The 17,656-nt window shown below is 72.3% G+C and carries 20 protein-coding genes and 1 tRNA gene; 7 read left to right on the top strand and 14 right to left on the bottom strand.

What is annotated here, in order from left to right; genetic code table 11:
* Positions 1 to 54 precede the first annotated feature (54 nt).
* Positions 55 to 3,015 carry a transglycosylase domain-containing protein gene (locus tag J5Y05_RS21530; RefSeq protein WP_210874683.1) on the top strand — a complete coding sequence of 987 codons (2,961 nt, stop codon included), beginning with the start codon at positions 55 to 57 and terminating at the stop codon, positions 3,013 to 3,015.
* Between the two features lie 91 nt (positions 3,016 to 3,106).
* Here J5Y05_RS21530 and J5Y05_RS21525 read toward each other — a convergent pair whose 3' ends face one another.
* On the bottom strand, positions 3,107 to 3,409 hold the full coding sequence (locus J5Y05_RS21525; RefSeq protein ID WP_247615119.1) for a GroES family chaperonin: 303 nt from the start codon (positions 3,407 to 3,409) through the stop codon (positions 3,107 to 3,109).
* Between the two features lie 118 nt (positions 3,410 to 3,527).
* Entirely contained in the window at positions 3,528 to 3,860 is a 333-nt protein-coding gene (locus J5Y05_RS21520; protein ID WP_210874681.1) for a DUF3618 domain-containing protein, read from the bottom strand.
* A 138-nt stretch (positions 3,861 to 3,998) separates the two neighbouring features.
* On the opposite strand from J5Y05_RS21520, the gene bcp reads away from it, so the two are divergent.
* A complete protein-coding gene (gene bcp, locus J5Y05_RS21515) occupies positions 3,999 to 4,466 on the top strand; it encodes a thioredoxin-dependent thiol peroxidase (protein WP_210874680.1) in 468 nt (155 codons plus the stop codon).
* A gap of 42 nt (positions 4,467 to 4,508) precedes the next feature.
* A tRNA-Leu gene (locus J5Y05_RS21510) sits at positions 4,509 to 4,595 on the top strand.
* Positions 4,596 to 4,603: 8 nt separating this feature from the next.
* Here the strand turns inward: J5Y05_RS21510 and rdgB are convergent.
* From rdgB to J5Y05_RS21490, 4 genes are all read right to left on the bottom strand, one after another.
* Positions 4,604 to 5,206 carry an RdgB/HAM1 family non-canonical purine NTP pyrophosphatase gene (gene rdgB, locus J5Y05_RS21505; RefSeq protein ID WP_210874679.1) on the bottom strand — a complete coding sequence of 201 codons (603 nt, stop codon included), beginning with the start codon at positions 5,204 to 5,206 and terminating at the stop codon, positions 4,604 to 4,606.
* A gap of 185 nt (positions 5,207 to 5,391) precedes the next feature.
* Positions 5,392 to 5,817 (bottom strand): hypothetical protein, encoded by a 426-nt coding sequence (locus J5Y05_RS21500; protein ID WP_210874678.1) that lies wholly within the window; start codon positions 5,815 to 5,817, stop codon positions 5,392 to 5,394.
* 178 nt (positions 5,818 to 5,995) lie between these two features.
* Positions 5,996 to 6,733 (bottom strand): ribonuclease PH, encoded by a 738-nt coding sequence (rph, locus tag J5Y05_RS21495; protein ID WP_210874677.1) that lies wholly within the window; start codon positions 6,731 to 6,733, stop codon positions 5,996 to 5,998.
* 75 nt (positions 6,734 to 6,808) lie between these two features.
* Positions 6,809 to 7,042: a PTS sugar transporter subunit IIB gene (locus J5Y05_RS21490; protein WP_030418420.1), complete on the bottom strand. Its 234-nt coding sequence runs from the start codon at positions 7,040 to 7,042 to the stop codon at positions 6,809 to 6,811.
* 474 nt (positions 7,043 to 7,516) lie between these two features.
* Here J5Y05_RS21490 and J5Y05_RS21485 point away from each other — a divergent pair, with 474 nt between their 5' ends.
* A complete protein-coding gene (locus J5Y05_RS21485; protein ID WP_210874676.1) occupies positions 7,517 to 8,782 on the top strand; it encodes a PTS transporter subunit EIIC in 1,266 nt (421 codons plus the stop codon).
* A 96-nt stretch (positions 8,783 to 8,878) separates the two neighbouring features.
* On the opposite strand, the gene J5Y05_RS21480 is transcribed toward J5Y05_RS21485, so the two are convergent.
* Positions 8,879 to 9,631, bottom strand: coding sequence for an MBL fold metallo-hydrolase (locus tag J5Y05_RS21480; RefSeq protein WP_210874675.1), 753 nt, complete (start codon positions 9,629 to 9,631; stop codon positions 8,879 to 8,881).
* A gap of 204 nt (positions 9,632 to 9,835) precedes the next feature.
* Between J5Y05_RS21480 and J5Y05_RS21475 the strand changes: the two genes are divergently transcribed.
* The gene (locus J5Y05_RS21475) at positions 9,836 to 10,309 is read left to right on the top strand and encodes a type II toxin-antitoxin system PemK/MazF family toxin (RefSeq protein ID WP_210874674.1); all 474 of its coding nucleotides are present in this window, start codon (positions 9,836 to 9,838) and stop codon (positions 10,307 to 10,309) included.
* Positions 10,310 to 10,447: 138 nt separating this feature from the next.
* Here J5Y05_RS21475 and J5Y05_RS21470 read toward each other — a convergent pair whose 3' ends face one another.
* The 7 genes from J5Y05_RS21470 to clpS form a co-directional block, all read right to left on the bottom strand.
* On the bottom strand, positions 10,448 to 11,398 hold the full coding sequence (locus tag J5Y05_RS21470; protein WP_210874673.1) for a PLP-dependent cysteine synthase family protein: 951 nt from the start codon (positions 11,396 to 11,398) through the stop codon (positions 10,448 to 10,450).
* A 5-nt stretch (positions 11,399 to 11,403) separates the two neighbouring features.
* A complete protein-coding gene (locus tag J5Y05_RS21465; protein ID WP_210874672.1) occupies positions 11,404 to 11,682 on the bottom strand; it encodes a MoaD/ThiS family protein in 279 nt (92 codons plus the stop codon).
* Between the two features lie 125 nt (positions 11,683 to 11,807).
* On the bottom strand, positions 11,808 to 11,903 hold the full coding sequence (locus J5Y05_RS32650) for a putative leader peptide (RefSeq protein WP_324616640.1): 96 nt from the start codon (positions 11,901 to 11,903) through the stop codon (positions 11,808 to 11,810).
* Positions 11,904 to 12,046: 143 nt separating this feature from the next.
* The gene (locus tag J5Y05_RS21460) at positions 12,047 to 12,469 is read right to left on the bottom strand and encodes a M67 family metallopeptidase (RefSeq protein WP_210874671.1); all 423 of its coding nucleotides are present in this window, start codon (positions 12,467 to 12,469) and stop codon (positions 12,047 to 12,049) included.
* 144 nt (positions 12,470 to 12,613) lie between these two features.
* On the bottom strand, positions 12,614 to 14,041 hold the full coding sequence (locus J5Y05_RS21455; protein WP_210874670.1) for an amino acid permease: 1,428 nt from the start codon (positions 14,039 to 14,041) through the stop codon (positions 12,614 to 12,616).
* 339 nt (positions 14,042 to 14,380) lie between these two features.
* A complete protein-coding gene (locus tag J5Y05_RS21450; RefSeq protein ID WP_210874669.1) occupies positions 14,381 to 14,989 on the bottom strand; it encodes a DUF2017 domain-containing protein in 609 nt (202 codons plus the stop codon).
* 41 nt (positions 14,990 to 15,030) lie between these two features.
* Positions 15,031 to 15,348: an ATP-dependent Clp protease adapter ClpS gene (clpS, locus tag J5Y05_RS21445; RefSeq protein WP_210874668.1), complete on the bottom strand. Its 318-nt coding sequence runs from the start codon at positions 15,346 to 15,348 to the stop codon at positions 15,031 to 15,033.
* A gap of 177 nt (positions 15,349 to 15,525) precedes the next feature.
* On the opposite strand from clpS, the gene J5Y05_RS21440 reads away from it, so the two are divergent.
* Both J5Y05_RS21440 and J5Y05_RS21435 read left to right on the top strand, forming a co-directional pair.
* Positions 15,526 to 16,872, top strand: coding sequence for a nicotinate phosphoribosyltransferase (locus J5Y05_RS21440; RefSeq protein WP_210874667.1), 1,347 nt, complete (start codon positions 15,526 to 15,528; stop codon positions 16,870 to 16,872).
* 84 nt (positions 16,873 to 16,956) lie between these two features.
* Entirely contained in the window at positions 16,957 to 17,547 is a 591-nt protein-coding gene (locus J5Y05_RS21435) for a nicotinamidase (protein WP_210874666.1), read from the top strand.
* The last annotated feature ends 109 nt before the right edge of the window (positions 17,548 to 17,656 follow it).

The following is a 17,656-nucleotide window of genomic DNA, read 5'->3' as shown; positions in this document are numbered from 1 at the left end:
ACGAGGCCGTACGGGACCAGACCGTACGACGCGAAACAGGAGTCCGTGCACGAGATGAGCGACGAGCCGCAGCCGCAGCAGCCGAAGAAGGGCTCGGCACCGAAGGGGCCGCCGGCGGCCGGCGACCCGGAGGCCCGGGGCGAGGACACCCGGGACACGGACGCCCGGAACGAGGAGCCCCGGGGCGAGGAGACCCGCGACGGGGACGCCGGGGGCGGGCAGCCGCAGGGTGGCGAGACCCGGCGCGCGGACGCCGGGGGCCCGAAGGCAGCGGCCCCGGACGACCGTCGCCCGAAGACCCGGGACCCGGCGCCGGCCCGGCGCGCGGAGGACGAGGCGGCGCGGTCCGGACCGGACGGCGCCCAGGCCGCCCAGGCCCAACGGGCCGAACAGGCCGCACAAGACCGGGGCAAGGCCCCCCAGGGCAAGGCCCCCCGGACCCCGTCGGCCCCCGGCCGCCCGGCCCCCCAGGACCACGCCGCCCCCACCCCGCCCCCTCCCCCGCCGCCCCCGGGACCGGCGGAGACCCCGCGCCCGGAGGCCCAGGCCCCCCACCCCCAGCAGCCCCACCCCCAGCAGCCCCGCCCCGAGCAGCCCCGCGCCCCGCACGACCAGGCCCCGCACGACCAGGCCCCGCACGACCAGGCCCCGCACGCGCAGGCCGCCGGCGGTCCCGAGGGCCCGCAGGAGGGCACGAAGGGGAAGAAGGGCAAGAAGGCGAAGCGGCCCAAGCGCACCGGCTGGCGCCGGCTGATCCCGACCTGGCGCATGGTGCTCGGCGCCGGTGTCCTCGTCGTCCTGCTGCTGGTCGGCGGCTTCTTCGTGGGCTACTCGATGGTCCACATCCCGTCCGCCAACGCGCTCGCCACCGCGCAGAGCAACGTCTACCTGTACGCCGACGGCAGCGTCCTGGCCCGCGACGGCGAGATCAACCGGGAGAGCGTCGCCCTCGCCAAGATCTCCAAGGAGGCGCAGCACGCCGTCCTCGCCGCCGAGGACCGCGACTTCTACACCGAGTCCGCGGTCGACCCGAAGGCGATGATCCGCGCGGGCTGGAAGACCGCCACCGGCAAGGGCAAGCAGTCCGGCTCCACCATCACCCAGCAGTACGTCAAGAACTACTACCTGGCCCAGGAGCAGACCGTCACCCGCAAGGTGAAGGAGTTCTTCATCGCGATCAAGCTGGACCGCGAGAAGAGCAAGGACGAGATCCTGGAGGGCTACCTCAACACCAGCTTCTTCGGCCGCGGCGCCTACGGCATCCAGTCCGCCGCCCAGGCGTACTACGGCATCGACGCCAAGGACCTCACCGCCGCCCAGGGCGCCTACCTCGCCTCGCTGCTCAACGCGCCCAGCGAGTACGACGTCATCGCCCACCCGGAGAACAAGCCCGCCGCCGAGTCCCGCTGGAACTACGTCCTGGACGGCATGGTCAAGATGGGCTGGCTCGACCAGACCGAGCGGCGGGCCGCCACCTTCCCGGCGCCGAAGGAGACCACCGTCTCCACCGGCATGTCCGGCCAGCGCGGCTACGTCGTCCGCATCGTCCGCGACTACCTGATCTCGAACAAGGTCGTCACCGAGGAGGAGCTGGACCGCGGCGGCTACCGCATCACCACCACCCTGGAGAAGAAGAAGCAGGACGCCTTCGTCAAGGCCGTCGACGACCGGCTGATGTCCAAGCTGGACGAGGACCGCAAGGTCGACGGGTACGTCCGCGCCGGCGGCGCCGCCGTCGACCCGAAGACCGGCAAGGTCGTCGCCATGTACAACGGCATCGACTACGTGAAGCAGTACACGCCGAACGCCACCCGCCGCGACTTCCAGGTCGGCTCCACCTTCAAGCCCTTCGTCTTCACCTCGGCCGTGGAGAACCGCTCCGAGACCCAGGACGGCCGCGTGATCGGCCCGAACACGAAGTACGACGGCACCAGCGAGCGTCCCGTCCAGGGCTGGCCGAGCCCGTACGCCCCGGAGAACGAGGACCACCACGACTACGGCGACATCACCGTCACCGAGGCCACCGACAAGTCCGTGAACGCGGTCTACGCGCAGATGGCCGTCGACGTCGGGCCGAAGAAGGTCCGCGACACCGCCGTCGACCTCGGTCTCGCCGCCGACACCCCGGAGATGCCGGAGGGCCCGGCCCTCGCGCTCGGCACCGCCACCGCCAGCCCGCTGGACATGGCGCAGGCGTACGCCACCCTCGCCAACCACGGCCGGCACGGCACGTACGTCCTGGTGGAGAAGGTCGTCAAGGACGGCAAGCACGAGCTGACGCTGCCGCGGCGCAGCGAACGCCAGGCCGTCAGCCGCGAGGCCGCCGACACCACCACGTCGATCCTGCGCAGCGTCGTCCAGAACGGCACCGCCACCGCCGCCCAGGCCGCCGGCCGGCCCGCGGCCGGCAAGACCGGCACCGCGGAGGAGGACAAGGCCGCCTGGTTCGCGGGGTACACCCCCGACCTGGCCACCGTCGTCGCCGTCATGGGCCAGGACCCCGAGACCGCGCAGCACAAGCCGCTGTACGGCGTGATGGGCCTGAGCCGCATCAACGGCGGCGGGCCGCCCGCGGAGATCTGGGCCCAGTTCACCCGCGAGGCGCTGAAGGACACCCCGGTCAGCGACTTCGACCTGCGGGTCCGCGAGGGCAGCGGCCCGACCGAACTGCCCTCCTCCGAGGCGTCCGGCAGCGAGGACGGCGGCACCGGCGCCGGCGAGAGCCCCGGCGACGACGCCACCGGCGGCCCGGACACCGGCAGCGCGACCCCGGGCACCGACGGCGGCACCACCACCGAACCGGGCACCGGCGGCACGGACGGCACCGGGGCCGGCGGGCCCGGCAGCGGCGGCGCCACCACCGAGCCCGGTCCCACCGGCGGGGCCGACACCGGTGGCGAGAACGGCGGCGAGGGCTCCACGGACGGGGCCGGCGGCGGCGGGGCGGACGGGGGCGGCGGCACCGACCCGGGCACCGGGCCCGGCGGCATCGTCTTCCCGCCCCGGCGCCAGTGACGGCGCCGCCGCGGTAGCAGCGCACGGGAAAGGGCCGGTGACCTCGGGTCACCGGCCCTTCGTCCCGCCCGGCCCGCTCAGGGCCCGGGGGTCACAGGTACAGCCCGGTCGAGTCCTCCGACCCCTCGAAGCGGTCCGCGGCCACGGCGTGCAGGTCGCGCTCGCGCATGAGCACGTACGCCGTGCCCCGCACCTCGACCTCCGCCCGGTCCTCGGGGTCGTACAGGACCCGGTCGCCCGGCTCGACGGTCCGGACGTTCTGTCCCACCGCGACGACCTCGGCCCAGGCCAGCCGCCGGCCCACCGCGGCCGTGGCGGGAATCAGGATGCCGCCGCCCGAACGCCGCTCGCCCTCACCGGTGTCCTGCCGCACGAGTACGCGGTCGTGCAGCATCCGGATGGGCAGCTTGTCGTCGTGGGGGCGGTGCTCGTTTCTGTTGGCGCTCACGCCCCGAACCTACCTGCCCCGGGCCCGTCCGCGAGCGGCCGGGTGGCCGTCGCGGAACGCCCGCTCACCGCCCGCGCCGCCGCGAGCCGCCGAGGACCAGCAGACCGACCACGCCGACGACCACGAGGGCGGCGGGGACGACGCGTTCCAGCCGCGGGGCACCCTCCTCGTCGACGAACTGCGCCTTCACCCCGCTGACCGCCCGATTGACCCCGACGTAGGCCCGGCCGAGCGTGTGGTCGACGCTGGAGGCCACCCGGGCCTTGGCGTCGCCGACGATCGTCTTCGGGTGCACCCGCATCCCGAGCTCGTCGAGCGTCTCGGCCAGCACCTCGCGGCGGCGCTTGATGTCCGCCTCGATCTGCGCCGGGGTTCTGATGTCCGACGTGTCCGCCACCGTACGGCCTCCGAAGTCGCTTGACGCTGTTCCGGACAGTTTGTCAGCTCCGGGCCGCCGCGCACGGTCAGGACCCCCGGTTACGCTCGATCCCGGTACCCGATCCACGCATGGACTACGCACGAGGAGCCCGAACCGATGACCGAACGCCTCACCCCCGGAGACGTGGCCCCCGCCTTCACCCTGCCGGACGCCGACGGCAACGAGGTCTCGCTCGCCGACCACAAGGGCCGCAAGGTCATCGTCTACTTCTACCCGGCGGCCCTCACCCCGGGCTGCACCAAGCAGGCCTGCGACTTCACGGACAACCTGGAGCTGCTCGCCGGCGCCGGGTACGACGTGATCGGCGTCTCCCCCGACAAGCCGGAGAAGCTCGCCAGGTTCCGCGAGGCGGAGTCGCTGAAGGTCACCCTCCTCGCCGACCCCGACAAGAAGGTCCTGGAGTCCTACGCGGCCTTCGGCGAGAAGAAGAACTACGGCCGCACCTATCAGGGCGTCATCCGCTCCACGATCGTCGTCGACGAGGACGGCAAGGTCGAGCACGCCTTCTACAACGTCCGCGCCACCGGCCACGTGGCCAAGATCATCAAGGACTTGGGGATCTGACGGCGCTGCCCGGCCAGTACCATGGCCGGGCAGCAGCGCCGGGCGGCCGTGGTGGAATTGGCAGTCACGCTGGGTTTAGGTCCCAGTGGGAGAAATCCCGTGAGGGTTCGAGTCCCTCCGGCCGCACCAGGATCGGGTCAGCCGAGCAGGTCCCGCACTGCGGGGACCAGGGCGCGGAACGCCTTGCCGCGGTGGCTGATCGCGTTCTTCTCGGCGGCGGTCAGCTCCGCGCAGGTACGCGTCTCGCCGTCGGGCTGGAGGACCGGGTCGTAGCCGAAGCCGCCGGTGCCCGCGGGGGCGTGGCGCAGGGTGCCGGTGAGCCGGCCCTCGACGACGCGTTCGGTGCCGTCGGGCAGGGCGAGGGCCGCGGCACAGGCGAAGTGGGCCGCGCGGTGTCCGTCGGCGATGTCGGAGAGCTGGGCGAGGAGCAGGTCGAGGTTGGCCTGGTCGTCGCCGTGGCGGCCGGCCCAGCGGGCGGAGAAGATGCCGGGGGCGCCGCCGAGGACGTCGACGCAGAGGCCGGAGTCGTCGGCGACGGCGGGCAGACCGGTGGCCTGGGCGAGGGCATGCGCCTTGAGCAGGGCGTTCTCGGCGAAGGTGACGCCGGTCTCCTTGACGTCGGGGACGTCGGGGTAGGCGTCCGCGCCGACGAGGTCGTGGGGCAGTCCGGCGTCGGCGAGGATGGCCTTCAGCTCGGTGAGCTTTCCGGCGTTGCGGGTGGCGAGGATCAGGCGGGTCATGGGGTTCAGTATCCCGGGTGCGGGGTGGCCGCCTCCGCCGCCCCGGGGCCCGCTGCCTCGCGTGCGGTGCCGGTGCCGTGCCCCGGTCCGCCGCCCCGGGGCCCGCTGCCTCGCGCACGGTGCCGGGTGACCCGCTTCCCCGTCAGGTGCCGATGACCCGGCGCCCGGCGCGCGTTTCGCTTCCGCTACGGCGTGCACGCCTTGGTGAGTTCGCCGGCCGCGGCGGTGACCGGGGTGAGGTCGGGCGTGGTGTCGCCCTTCCTCACGGCGGCGCGGACGTTGCCGACCGCCTCCTCCAGGTGGCCGGCGGCCCGGTCGACGTCGGTGTGCTGGGCCTTCTCGGCGTTCCCGGCGTTCCCGGTGTGCTCGCCGATCTCGCCGAGGTCGCGCTCGATGGCGTCGAGGGCGGCGTCGAGCCGGGCCGGGTCCTCGGAGGCGGTCTCGACGGCCTGCTGGAGTTCGGTCACGCCGTCGGCGATGGCGTCGGCGCTCTGGACGCAGTCGACGGTCCGGCCGACGGCGTCGCAGCCGGTGGCCGCGGAGGCCGTGAGCAGGGCCGCCACGGCGGCGAGGGTCGCGTGGCGAAGGCGGCGGCGTCGGATCGCGGCCATGGGTCTCGGTCCTCCCCTGGGGACGGGCCGGGCGGCCCGGGTGCGGTGCGGCGCCGGGCCGCGGAGCCGGCCGTACGCCCGTACCGACCAAGACGCCGCGGCGGGCGGCGCAGTTGCCTGCCCGGGGCCGCTCTTCGCGGCGCGTGACCCGCGCCCTCGTCAGCGGCCGGTCACCGGCTCACCGTTCGAGGGTGGTGGCGAGCGCGGCGCGCTGGAGCTCGGCGAGTTCGGCGCAGCCGGCGGTGGCGAGGCCGAGCAGGGCGTCGAGTTCGTCGCGGGCGAAGGGCTCGGCCTCGGCGGTGCCCTGGACCTCGACGAAGCGTCCGTCGCCGGTGCAGACGACGTTCATGTCGGTGTCGGCGCGCACGTCCTCCTCGTAGCAGAGGTCGAGGAGGGGGACGCCGGCGACGATGCCGACGGAGACGGCGGAGACGGTGCCGGTGAGCGGCTTGCGGGTGGGTTTGATCAGCTTGCGGCCCTGGGCCCAGGCGATGGCGTCGGCGAGGGCGACGTAGGCACCGGTGATGGCGGCGGTGCGGGTGCCGCCGTCGGCCTGGAGGACGTCGCAGTCGAGGACGATGGTGTTCTCGCCGAGGGACTTGTAGTCGATGACGGCGCGCAGGGAGCGGCCGACGAGGCGGCTGATCTCGTGGGTGCGCCCGCCGATGCGGCCCTTGACGGACTCGCGGTCGCCGCGGGTGTTGGTGGCGCGGGGCAGCATGGCGTACTCGGCGGTGACCCAGCCTTCACCGCTGCCCTTGCGCCAGCGCGGGACGCCTTCGGTGACGGAGGCGTTGCAGAGGACCTTGGTGTCGCCGAAGGAGACGAGGACGGAGCCTTCGGCGTGCTTGCTCCAGCCGCGTTCGATGGTGACGGGGCGGAGCTGCTGGGGGGTGCGGCCGTCGATGCGTGACATGCGGTGAGCCTAGCGCCCGCGCGCGGGGGGCCCGCCCGTGGCCGGGCGGGCCCCCCGCGGGCGTGCGCCGAAACGTCACATCATGTCTTCGATCTCCGCGGCGATGGGGTCCGCGTCGGTGCCGATGACGACCTGGACGGCGGTGCCCATGCGGACGACGCCGTGGGCGCCGGCGGCCTTGAGGGCGGTCTCGTCGACGAGGTCGGGGTCGTTGACCTCGGTACGGAGTCGGGTGATGCAGCCTTCGATCTCGTCGATGTTGTCGATGCCGCCGAGCCCGGCGACGATCTTCTCAGCCTTGCTGGCCATGTTCCTTCTCCCTGATCCGAAACCGCTTTGTGGCAGTAACCCACAGTCGGCCCCTTGACGCGAACGGTCACGCGGCGGGTACCGGATGACGACGTCACGACGGCAGACCGTCCCTCGCCTGGTCTACACCACCGTACAGAGGGTCGCCAAACGGCCGCGCACACCGGCCCGGTACGGGGGGACTTGCGGCCCGGGTCCCGAAGAGGGAAAGGCACGTACCCTGTGTACGGGCCTTACGGACACTGCCGTCCGGGGGCCTTCGACGCGCCCCGCACCGGGCCCGCCACGCCCTGCCGCACCCGCGTGTGCGCAGGCCAGACGGTTACGGTGCGTAGCGCGACGATCGCTCGATCGCGGGTTCCTTATGTGCCCTTCATCGTGCTAAAACTGGTCTACACCATTAGTGGTGTAGACCAGAGACGCCGCCGTCCCCCTCCGTCCCCGTGCGGCGCCCTGCCCCACCTGGAGGTTGTTGTGACCACGGCCAGCGCCGCATCCGCGGCCGACAAGAAGAAGGGCGCCGGCGTGATGTCGGTGTTGCAGCGCATCGGCCGCAGCCTCATGCTGCCGGTGGCGGTGCTGCCCGCCGCGGCCCTGCTGGTGCGCCTCGGCAACGACGACATGCTGGGCCGCCCGGAGTTCCCCGCCTTCCTGACGAAGATCGCCGGGTTCATGGCGGCCGGCGGCAACGCCATCCTCGACAACATGGCCCTGCTCTTCGCGGTGGGCATCGCCATCGGCTTCGCCAAGAAGTCGGACGGCTCGACGGCGCTCGCCGCGGTCGTGGGCTACCTGGTCTTCAAGAACGTGCTCGGCACCTTCACCGACAAGAACCTGCCGCAGGTGGCCAAGGTCATCGACGGCAAGATCGTCATGACCGACGCGCCGGTCGACGCCAAGGTGCTCGGCGGTGTCGTGATGGGCATCGTCGTCGCCCTGCTCTACCAGCGCTTCTACCGGACCAGGCTGCCGGACTGGGCGGGCTTCTTCGGCGGGCGCCGGCTGGTGCCGATCCTGTCGGCCTTCGCGGGCCTGCTGCTCGGCATCGTCTTCGGTTACATCTGGCCGGTCCTCGGCACGGGCCTGCACAGCTTCGGCGAGTGGCTGGTGGGCTCGGGCGCGGTGGGCGCGGGCATCTTCGGTGTCGCCAACCGCGCGCTGATCCCGATCGGCATGCACCACCTGCTCAACTCCTTCCCCTGGTTCCAGGCGGGCGACTACGAGGGCAAGAGCGGCGACATCGCCCGCTTCCTGGCCGGCGACCCGAGCGCGGGCCAGTTCATGACCGGCTTCTTCCCGATCATGATGTTCGCGCTGCCGGCCGCGTGCCTGGCGATCGTGCACTGCGCGCGGCCCGAGCGCCGCAAGGTCGTGGGCGGCATGATGTTCTCGCTGGCGCTGACCTCCTTCGTCACCGGTGTCACCGAGCCGATCGAGTTCACGTTCATGTTCATCGCCCCGGTGCTGTACGCGATCCACGCGGTGCTGACCGGTGTCTCGATGGCGCTGACCTGGGCCCTGGGCATGAAGGACGGCTTCGGCTTCTCGGCCGGCGCGGTCGACTACTTCCTGAACCTGGGCATCGCGACCAACCCGTGGGGGCTGGCGCTGGTGGGCCTGTGCTTCGCGGGCCTCTACTACGTGGTCTTCCGGTTCGCCATCACCAAGTTCAACCTGCCGACTCCGGGCCGCGAGACGGACGAGGAGCTGGCCGAGCTGCAGAAGGCCGAGGCCAAGTAGCGCGTACAGACGACGAGGAGGGGCCCGGCCGGGTGACGGCCGGGCCCCTCCTCGTGGTGTGCGGGTCCCGGGCGCGGGGCGGTCCCTCGGGGCGGGTCAGACCCGGTAGACGGCGCCGGGGGCGGCGAGTTCGACCGGGCCGTCGAAGACCGCCCGCGCGTCCTCCAGGTTGATCCGGGGGTCGGTCCACGGGGGGATGTGGGTGAGGATCAGCCGCCGGGCGCGGGCCCTGGCGGCGGTCTCACCCGCCTCGCGCCCGTTGAGGTGGAGGTCGGGGATGTCTTCCTTGCCGTACGTGAAGGCGGCCTCGCACAGGAACAGGTCGCTGTCGCGGGCCAGTTCGTCCAGGGCGGCGCTCACGCCCGTGTCACCGGAGTACGTCAGCGACCGGCCGCCGTGCTCCAGGCGGATGCCGTACGCCTCCACCGGGTGGGCGACGCGCTCGGTGTGCACGGTGAAGGGGCCGATCTCGAAGGTGCCCGGCTTGACCGTGTGGAAGTCGAAGACCTCGCTCATGGACGACGCGGAGGGCGTGTCCGCGTAGGCGGTGGTGAGACGGTGCTCGGTGCCTTCGGGCCCGTGGACGGGGAGGGGGTCGCAGGGCCCTCCGTCGAACCGGTAGTAGCGCGCCACGAAGTAGGCGCACATGTCGATGCAGTGGTCGGCGTGCAGATGGCTCAGGAAGATCGCGTCGAGGTCGTAGAGACCGCAGTGGCGCTGGAGCTCGCCCAGGGCGCCGTTGCCCATGTCGAGCAGCAGCCGGAAGCCGTCGGCCTCGACGAGGTAGCTCGAACAGGCCGATTCCGCGGACGGGAACGACCCCGAGCAGCCGACGACGGTGAGCTTCATGAAGCAGAAACCTCCGCTGCGGGTGTGGAGAGACGGGGGTCGTGCGGTGCGTCGAGCGTAAGGCGCAAAACGTCCGGTCGCTCCTCCGCCCGGGTCCGTTGTGGGCGAACTCACCTGTGGTGTCACCGGTTCGGCTGGAACCGGGGCGCCCGGGACCCGCGAGGGGGCGCGCGGGCGCGGCGGGCGCCGGTAACGTCGCGGGGTATGGACAGGTCCTGGTGGCTCGCACTGGTCGCGGTGGTCCTGCTCGCCTTCGTCGCCACGCTGGTCGACGGCTGGGGCCGGGGCCAGCGGCCCGGCGGGGCGCGGCGCCCTCCGGGGCGCCCGCGGGGTCCGCGGCGGGCGGCGGAGAAAGCGGAGAAGGGCGTCCGGCCGCGGCCGGCGGAGATCTGGTGGGCGCGGGTGCCCTACGAGGACACCCGGGAGGCGAAGGACCGGCCCTGCCTGGTGATCGCGGTACGCGGACGGCGGGTGCTGGTCGCCAAGATCACCAGCCGGGACCGGTCGGGGCGGGCCGGGGTGATCGCGCTGCCGCCGGGCTCGGTCGGGGACGCGCGGGGGCGGGCGAGCTTCCTGGAGACGGACGAGCTGCGGGAGGTGCCGGTGGGCGGCTTCCGGCGGCGGGTGGGTGTACTGGACCCGGCCCTGTGGGACCGGGTCCGTCACCTCGCGCGCTGAGCCGCCCGGCGGGCGCGCGGCCCCGGCCGACCGGGCGCCGGGGCGGGGCCCACGGGGCGCCGGGACCGGTGGCTCAGGCCCTGCGCCCGCCCCGGCTCGGGCCACAACCGACCCGGCTCAGGCCGAAGCCGGCCCGGCTCAGGCCCAGAGCTGACCTTGGAGGGCCTCGATGGCCTCCTCGGTCGTGGCCGCGGTGTAGACGCCGGTGGAGAGGTACTTCCAGCCGCCGTCGGCGACGACGAAGACGATGTCGGCGCTCTCGCCCGCCTTGACCGCCTTCTTGCCCACGCCGATCGCGGCGTGCAGGGCGGCTCCGGTGGAGACGCCCGCGAAGATGCCCTCCTGCTGGAGGAGTTCGCGGGTGCGGGTGACCGCGTCGGCCGAGCCCACCGAGAAGCGGGTGGTGAGCACGGAGGCGTCGTACAGCTCGGGGACGAAGCCCTCGTCGAGGTTGCGCAGCCCGTAGACGAGGTCGTCGTAGCGCGGCTCGGCGGCGACGATGCGCACGTCCGGCCGGTGCTCGCGCAGGTAGCGGCCGACGCCCATGAGGGTGCCCGTGGTGCCGAGCCCGGCCACGAAGTGGGTGACGGAGGGCAGGTCGGCGAGGATCTCGGGGCCGGTGGTGGCGTAGTGGGCGCCCGCGTTGCCGGGGTTGCCGTACTGGTAGAGCATCACCCAGTCCGGGTGCTCGGCGGCGATCTCCTTGGCGACCCGCACCGCGGTGTTGGAACCGCCGGCGGCCGGCGAGGAGATGATCTCCGCGCCCCACATGCCGAGCAGGTCGCGGCGCTCCTGCGAGGTGTTCTCGGGCATCACGCAGACGATGCGGTAGCCCTTGAGCTTGGCGGCCATGGCGAGCGAGATGCCGGTGTTGCCGCTGGTGGGCTCCAGGATGGTGCAGCCCGGGGTGAGCCGGCCCTCCTTCTCGGCCTGCTCGATCATGTACAGGGCCGGGCGGTCCTTGATCGAGCCGGTCGGGTTGCGGTCCTCCAGCTTGGCCCAGATGCGGACGTCGTCCGACGGCGACAGCCGCGGCAGGCGCACCAGAGGGGTGTTGCCCACCGCGGCCAGCGGGGAGTCGTACCGCATCCCGATCAGGCCATGCCGCCGGCGACCGCCGGCAGGATCGTGAGGGAGTCGCCGTCGGCGAGCTTGGTCTCGATGCCGTCGAGGAAGCGGACGTCCTCGTCGTTGAGGTAGACGTTGACGAAGCGGCGGAGCTGCCCGTCGTCCACGATGCGGGCCTGGATGCCGGTGTGGCGGGTCTCCAGGTCGGCGAGGAGTTCGGCGAGGGTGTTCCCGGTGCCCTCCACCGCCTTCTGACCGTCGGTGTACTGGCGGAGGATGGTGGGGATGCGGACCTCGATGGCCATGGCTGAGGGCTCCTGTCGGATGGTGTCGTAGGTGCGGTGGGTGCGCGCGGCGGCGGTCCCCGGGGGCTGTTTCGGCCGCGCCGGCGGGCCGCCGCGGCACCCGGCCGTACGGCGGCGGCGGACGATCAACAGATGGCGCTGTTCAGCCTGCACAGGTCGACGTGCAGCCGCGCCACGAGCAGGGTGCTCGTCGCCGTTTCGCTCACGTCGGGAAGAACCATGGGTTCATCGTATCGATTCCCGGTCCGGATTCCGGAATGTGATCCCAGACCTCGGACGCCGCTCATCCGGAGTGCGAGACGGCGTCCGGGACGGCGGCGCGGGCGGGCGGGATGTCGCGCGGGGGGCCGTACGCCCGCGGGGATCAGTACGCCTCCACCACCTTGACCTCCTCCTCGGTGACCTCGCCGTCGAGGATGCGGAAGGAGCGGAACTGGAAGTCGCCGACGCCGTCGAGGTCCGCCGTGGAGACCAGGACGTAGTGGGCGCCGGGCTCGTTGGCGTAGGCGATGTCGGTACGGGAGGGGTGCGCCTCGGTCGCGGTGTGGGAGTGGTAGATGATCACCGGCTCCTCGTCGCGGTCGTCCATCTCGCGGTAGAGCTTGAGCAGGTCCTGCGAGTCGAACTCGTAGAACGTGGGCGAGCGGGCGGCGTTGAGCATGGGGATGAAGCGCTCGGGGCGGCCCTCGCCCACCGGACCGGCCACCACGCCACACGCCTCGTCCGGGTGGTCGCGGTGGGCGTGGGCGACGATCTGGTCGTACAGGGCCTGGGTGATGGTCAGCATGCGGCCAGCATAAGCAGAGGGCCGCCGCGTACCGAGGGGTGGTACGCGACGGCCCACATGCCGGACGCCTTGAGCGGCGACCGCGCTGGAGCGCCACGAGCGCTCCGTGCGGCCGGCGTCCGGGGCGCGCGAAGTGCGCGCCGGTCAGCCGACCTTCTCCAGCTCCGGTTCGCCGTACCTCTCGGTGATCCGCGGGTTGCGGCCCTTGAGTACGGCCCAGCCGGCCCAGAGGGCGGCGGCCCAGCCGGCCATCACGTACAGACAGACGCGGGCGTCGGCGTCGTACGCGATCAGGCCGGTGACGAAGAGGAGGAAGAAGATGGCGATGTACGAGCAGACCGAGCCGCCGGGCGCCGGGAAGGACGAGGACGGCAGCCGGCCCGCGACGACGTGGCGGCGGTAGCGCACGTGGCTGATGAGGATCATCAGCCAGGTCCAGATGCCGGCCGCGGTGGCGACGGAGGTGACGTAGCCGAACGCCTTCTCCGGGACGACGTAGTTGAGGACCACGCCGACGCCCATGAAGACGACGGAGATCGCGATGCCGATCGCCGGGGTCTTGGAGGGCGACAGGCGGCGGAAGACGCCGGGGGCCTCGCCGTTGTCCGCGAGGGTGCGCAGCATCCGGCCGGTGGAGTACATGCCGGAGTTGCAGGAGGAGAGCGCGGCGGTCAGCACGACGAAGTTGACGATGCCGGCGCCGGCCGGGATGCCGATCTTGGCGAAGGCCGCGACGAAGGGGCTCACCCCGGGCGCGAACTCGGTCCACTTCACCACGCACAGGATGACCGTGAGGGCACCGACGTAGAAGAGGGCGATGCGCCAGGGCAGGGTGTTGATGGCCTTGGGGAGGGTCTTCTCCGGGTCGGCCGACTCGCCGGCCGTGACGCCGACCAGCTCGACGGCGAGGTAGGCGAACATGACGCCCTGGAGGGTCATCAGGGAGGAGCCGATGCCCTTGGGGAAGAAGCCGTCGAAGGCCCAGAGGTTGGAGACCGCGGCGGTGTCGCCGGCCTGGCTGAAGCCGAAGGTGAGCACGCCGAGACCGATGACGATCATGCCGATGATCGCGGTGACCTTGACCATCGAGAACCAGAACTCGATCTCGCCGAAGAGCTTGACCGAGATCAGGTTGGCCGCGAAGAGCACGATGAGGAAGACCAGCGCCGAGACCCACTGCGGGATGCTCGGGAACCAGTAGTGGATGTAGATGGCGGCGGCGGTCAGCTCCGCCATGCCCGTCACCACCCACATCAGCCAGTAGGTCCAGCCGGTGAAGTAGCCGAAGAACGGGCCGAGGAACTCGCGCGAGTACTCGGCGAAGGAGCCCGAGACCGGACGGTAGAGCAGCAGCTCGCCGAGCGCCCTCATGATGAAGAAGATGATCACGCCCGCGAGGGCGTACATGACGATGAGGCTGGGGCCGGCCTTGGCGATGTTGGCCCCGGCTCCCAGGAAGAGGCCGACGCCGATGGCGCCGCCGATGGCGATCATCTGGACCTGGCGGCTGCCGAGTCCTCGCTCGTACCCCTCTTCGGGGGCCTGCTCCCTGTCGACCTTCGCTGAGGTCATGTGTGGTGCGCCTTTCTCCATGCCGACCCGGGCCCTGTCGGCCGCGGATCGGGTCTCGATCCCCCCGGATGATGGAGCGGAGCGGGCCTCACTTCCCGCTCTTTGCCTGGCCGGCGGTCACCGGCTCGGTGGCGCACCCGGCCGAACATTCGGATGGTGTTCGCCGGGCGGTCGTGAAGATGTACCACGGCCACAGCGCTGATCACAGGGCGTACGTGGGATGCGTCACACCAACAGAGCGGACAAAGGAGACGCGGGCGACCCAAAAAAGGCGGCCCTTTGACGCGATCGTTATCCGGATTTGAGGCTCGTCTGAGCGGACGGCCAGACGGGGGCGAATCAGGGCATAAGGGTGGAGACAAGCGTCTCCTGGAGCCCTCCGAGCCACAGGTAGGCCATCACCATCGGCTTGCGCGGGTCCTCGTCGGGGAGCCGGAAGAGGAGGTCGCTGTCGTCCTCGTCCGTGATCTCCAGCCGGGAGCCGATCGCCAGGCGCAGGTCGTTGAGGGCGCTCAGCCACTGCCGGGACTCCGCCGGGGAGAGCTTCAGCACCGCCCCGTCCTCCCCCGCCGACGCCGAGGAGAGGGCGTCCAGGGTGCGGATCACCGCGAGGGCGTTCTCGCGCTTGCCGGCCCGCAGGTCGTTCTCCGTGTACCGGCGGAACTCGGCGGAGTGGGCCCGCTGCTCCTCGGCCTCCGCGGCCTGCGGGGTGCCGCCGGGGTCGCCGTAGGCGTCCGGGAACAGGCGCCGCAGCACCGGGTCGGAGGGCGGTTCGCTCGGGCCCTCGGCGAAGAGTTCGGCGAGCGGGTCGCCGGAGACGTCCTCGGCCGGACCGGGCCCGATCAGCTCCAGGAGCTGCACGGCCAGCGACCGGATGATGGAGATCTCGACGTCGTCGAGGGCGACGGCGGCACCGCCGCCGGGAAGCGGTTCGAATTGTCCGGGCATGGAGATGATTCAGCTACTTCCGTCCTGCGGGCGGGCGTGGGTCATTTCCGGTCCTGCTGGAGGGTGGCCCACAGACCGTAGCCGTGCATGGCCTGGACATCCCGTTCCATCTCCTCGCGCGTGCCGCTGGAGACGACCGCCCGGCCCTTGTGGTGCACGTCCATCATGAGCTTGGTGGCCTTGTCCTTCGGATAGCCGAAGTACGACTGGAAGACGTACGTCACATAGCTCATGAGGTTGACCGGGTCGTTGTGGACGATCGTCACCCACGGCACGTCGGGCTCGGGTACGGCGGAGACCTCTTCCGCCGGCTCGGTCTTCTCGATCTCGATGGGTGCGGCTGCCGTCACAAGGCCCATGCTGCCACCACAGGGGGGTACTCGCACAAACGCCGCCGCGGGGAGCGGCACCGGAACCTTAAATCGTCAGATTGACGAGATGGGGGTAGCATCCAACGTCATGCTGCACGTGCCGGGGCGGAACCCGGCCCCCCGGCCGCGCCGGGGGCACCCGCGAGTCATGGCGAGGAGAGCTTTGTGGACGTAGCGGACCTGGGGCTGCCGGTGGACGTTCCCTCGACGGCGCTCTTCACGGACCAGTACGAGCTGACCATGCTCCAGGCGGCCCTGCGGTCGGGCACGGCCGCGCGGCGGAGCGTCTTCGAGGTCTTCACGCGCCGGCTGCCCGACGGGCGCCGCTACGGCGTCGTGGCGGGCACCGGGCGGGTCCTCGACGCCGTGGAGAACTTCCGTTTCGACGCGGACGTCCTGCGCTTCCTGCGGGAGAGGGAGATCGTTGACGAAACGACTCTGCAGTGGCTCGCCGGTTACCGCTTCACCGGCGACATCTGGGGCTACCCCGAGGGCGAGGTGTACTTCCCCGGCTCGCCGGTCCTGCGGGTGGAGGGCTCGTTCGCGGAGTGCGTGCTGCTGGAGACGGTGATCCTGTCGATCCTCAACCACGACTCGGCGATCGCCGCCGCCGCCTCCCGGATGGCCTCCGCCGCCGGCGACCGCCCGCTGATCGAGATGGGCGCCCGCCGCACCCACGAGCTGGCCGCCGTGGCCGCCGCCCGCGCCGCCTACGTCGGCGGTTTCGCCACCACCTCCGACCTGGCCGCCGGCTTCCGCTACAACATCCCCACCGTCGGCACCTCCGCCCACGCCTTCACCCTGCTCCACGACAGCGAGCGGGACGCCTTCCGGGCCCAGGTGGACTCCCTCGGCCGGGGGACCACCCTGCTGGTGGACACCTACGACGTCACCGAGGCGGTCCGCGCGGCCGTGGAGATCGCCGGGCCCGAGCTGGGCGCCGTGCGCATCGACTCCGGCGACCTGCTGCTGGTCGCGCACCGGGTCCGCCGGCAACTGGACGAGCTGGGCGCCACCGGCACCCGGATCGTGGTCACCTCGGACCTGGACGAGTACGCCATCGCCTCGCTGGCCGCGGCGCCCGTGGACGCCTACGGCGTCGGCACCCAGCTCGTGACCGGCTCCGGGCACCCGACCGCCTCCATGGTCTACAAGCTGGTCGCCCGCGCCGAGTCCGACGACGAGTCCGCGCCGCTGGTGCCGGTGGCCAAGAAGGCGACCGGCGGCAAGACCTCGATCGGCGGCCGCAAGTGGGCCGCGCGGCGGCTGGACGCCTCCGGGACCGCCGAGGCCGAGGTGGTCGGCACCGGGCCGGTCCCCGCCGCCCTGGCCGGCCGGCAGCTCCTGGTCCAGCTCGTCAAGGGCGGCGAGACCGTCGCCCGCGAGCCGCTGGACGCGGCCCGGGACCGGCACGCCGCCGCCCGCGCCGGGCTGCCGCTCTCGGCGACCCAGCTCTCCCGGGGAGAACCCGTCCTCCCCACGGAGTACCTCCGCACGGGCTCGGGCACGTGAACCGGTGTGGCGGGAAATCGCCCATCGAAGACGCCGTCCGGCCCCGCCCCGTTCCGTTCCCCGCCCACACGAAGGACACCGACCATGCGCCGCGCCCTGATCGTCGTAGACGTACAGAACGACTTCTGCGAGGGAGGAAGCCTCGCGGTGACCGGCGGCGGTGACGTGGCCGCCGCCATCACCGAGCTGATAGGACAGGCCCCCGCCGGTTACCGGCACGTCGTCGCCACCCGTGACCACCACATAGCCCCCGGCGACCACTTCGCCGACCGGCCCGACTACGTCCGCACCTGGCCCGCCCACTGCGTCGCCGGCACCGAGGGCGCCGGGTTCCACCCGAACTTCGCCCCCGCCCTCGCCTCCGGCGCCGTCCACGCCGTCTTCGACAAGGGCGCCTACTCGGCGGCGTACAGCGGCTTCGAGGGCACCGACGAGAACGGGACCCCGCTCGCCGACTGGCTGAAGGAGCGGGAGATAGACGAGGTCGACGTGGTGGGCATAGCCACCGACCACTGCGTCCGCGCCACCGCGCTGGACGCCGCCCGCGAGGGCTTCCGTACGCACGTGCTGCTCGACCTGACCGCGGGGGTGGCGCCGGCCACCACCGAGCGGGCCCTCGCGGAGCTGCGGGAGGCGGGTGTCGAGCTGACCGGGAAGCCGGTCGTGGCGGCGTAGGGCGCCCGCCCCGGGGACCGACGGCTCCGGTAGGCGGCGGGGCTCGGGTGCGGGCCTCCGGAGGCGCCGCGGGGGCTCAGGTGCGGGCCGCCGGAGGCGCCGCGGGGAC

Origin of the sequence: Streptomyces tagetis (assembly GCF_018069565.1) — a bacterium.
Lineage (GTDB): Bacteria > Actinomycetota > Actinomycetes > Streptomycetales > Streptomycetaceae > Streptomyces > Streptomyces tagetis.
The sequence above is the reverse complement of the archived record's forward strand: the minus strand, read 5'-3'. Positions and strand labels throughout refer to the sequence as shown.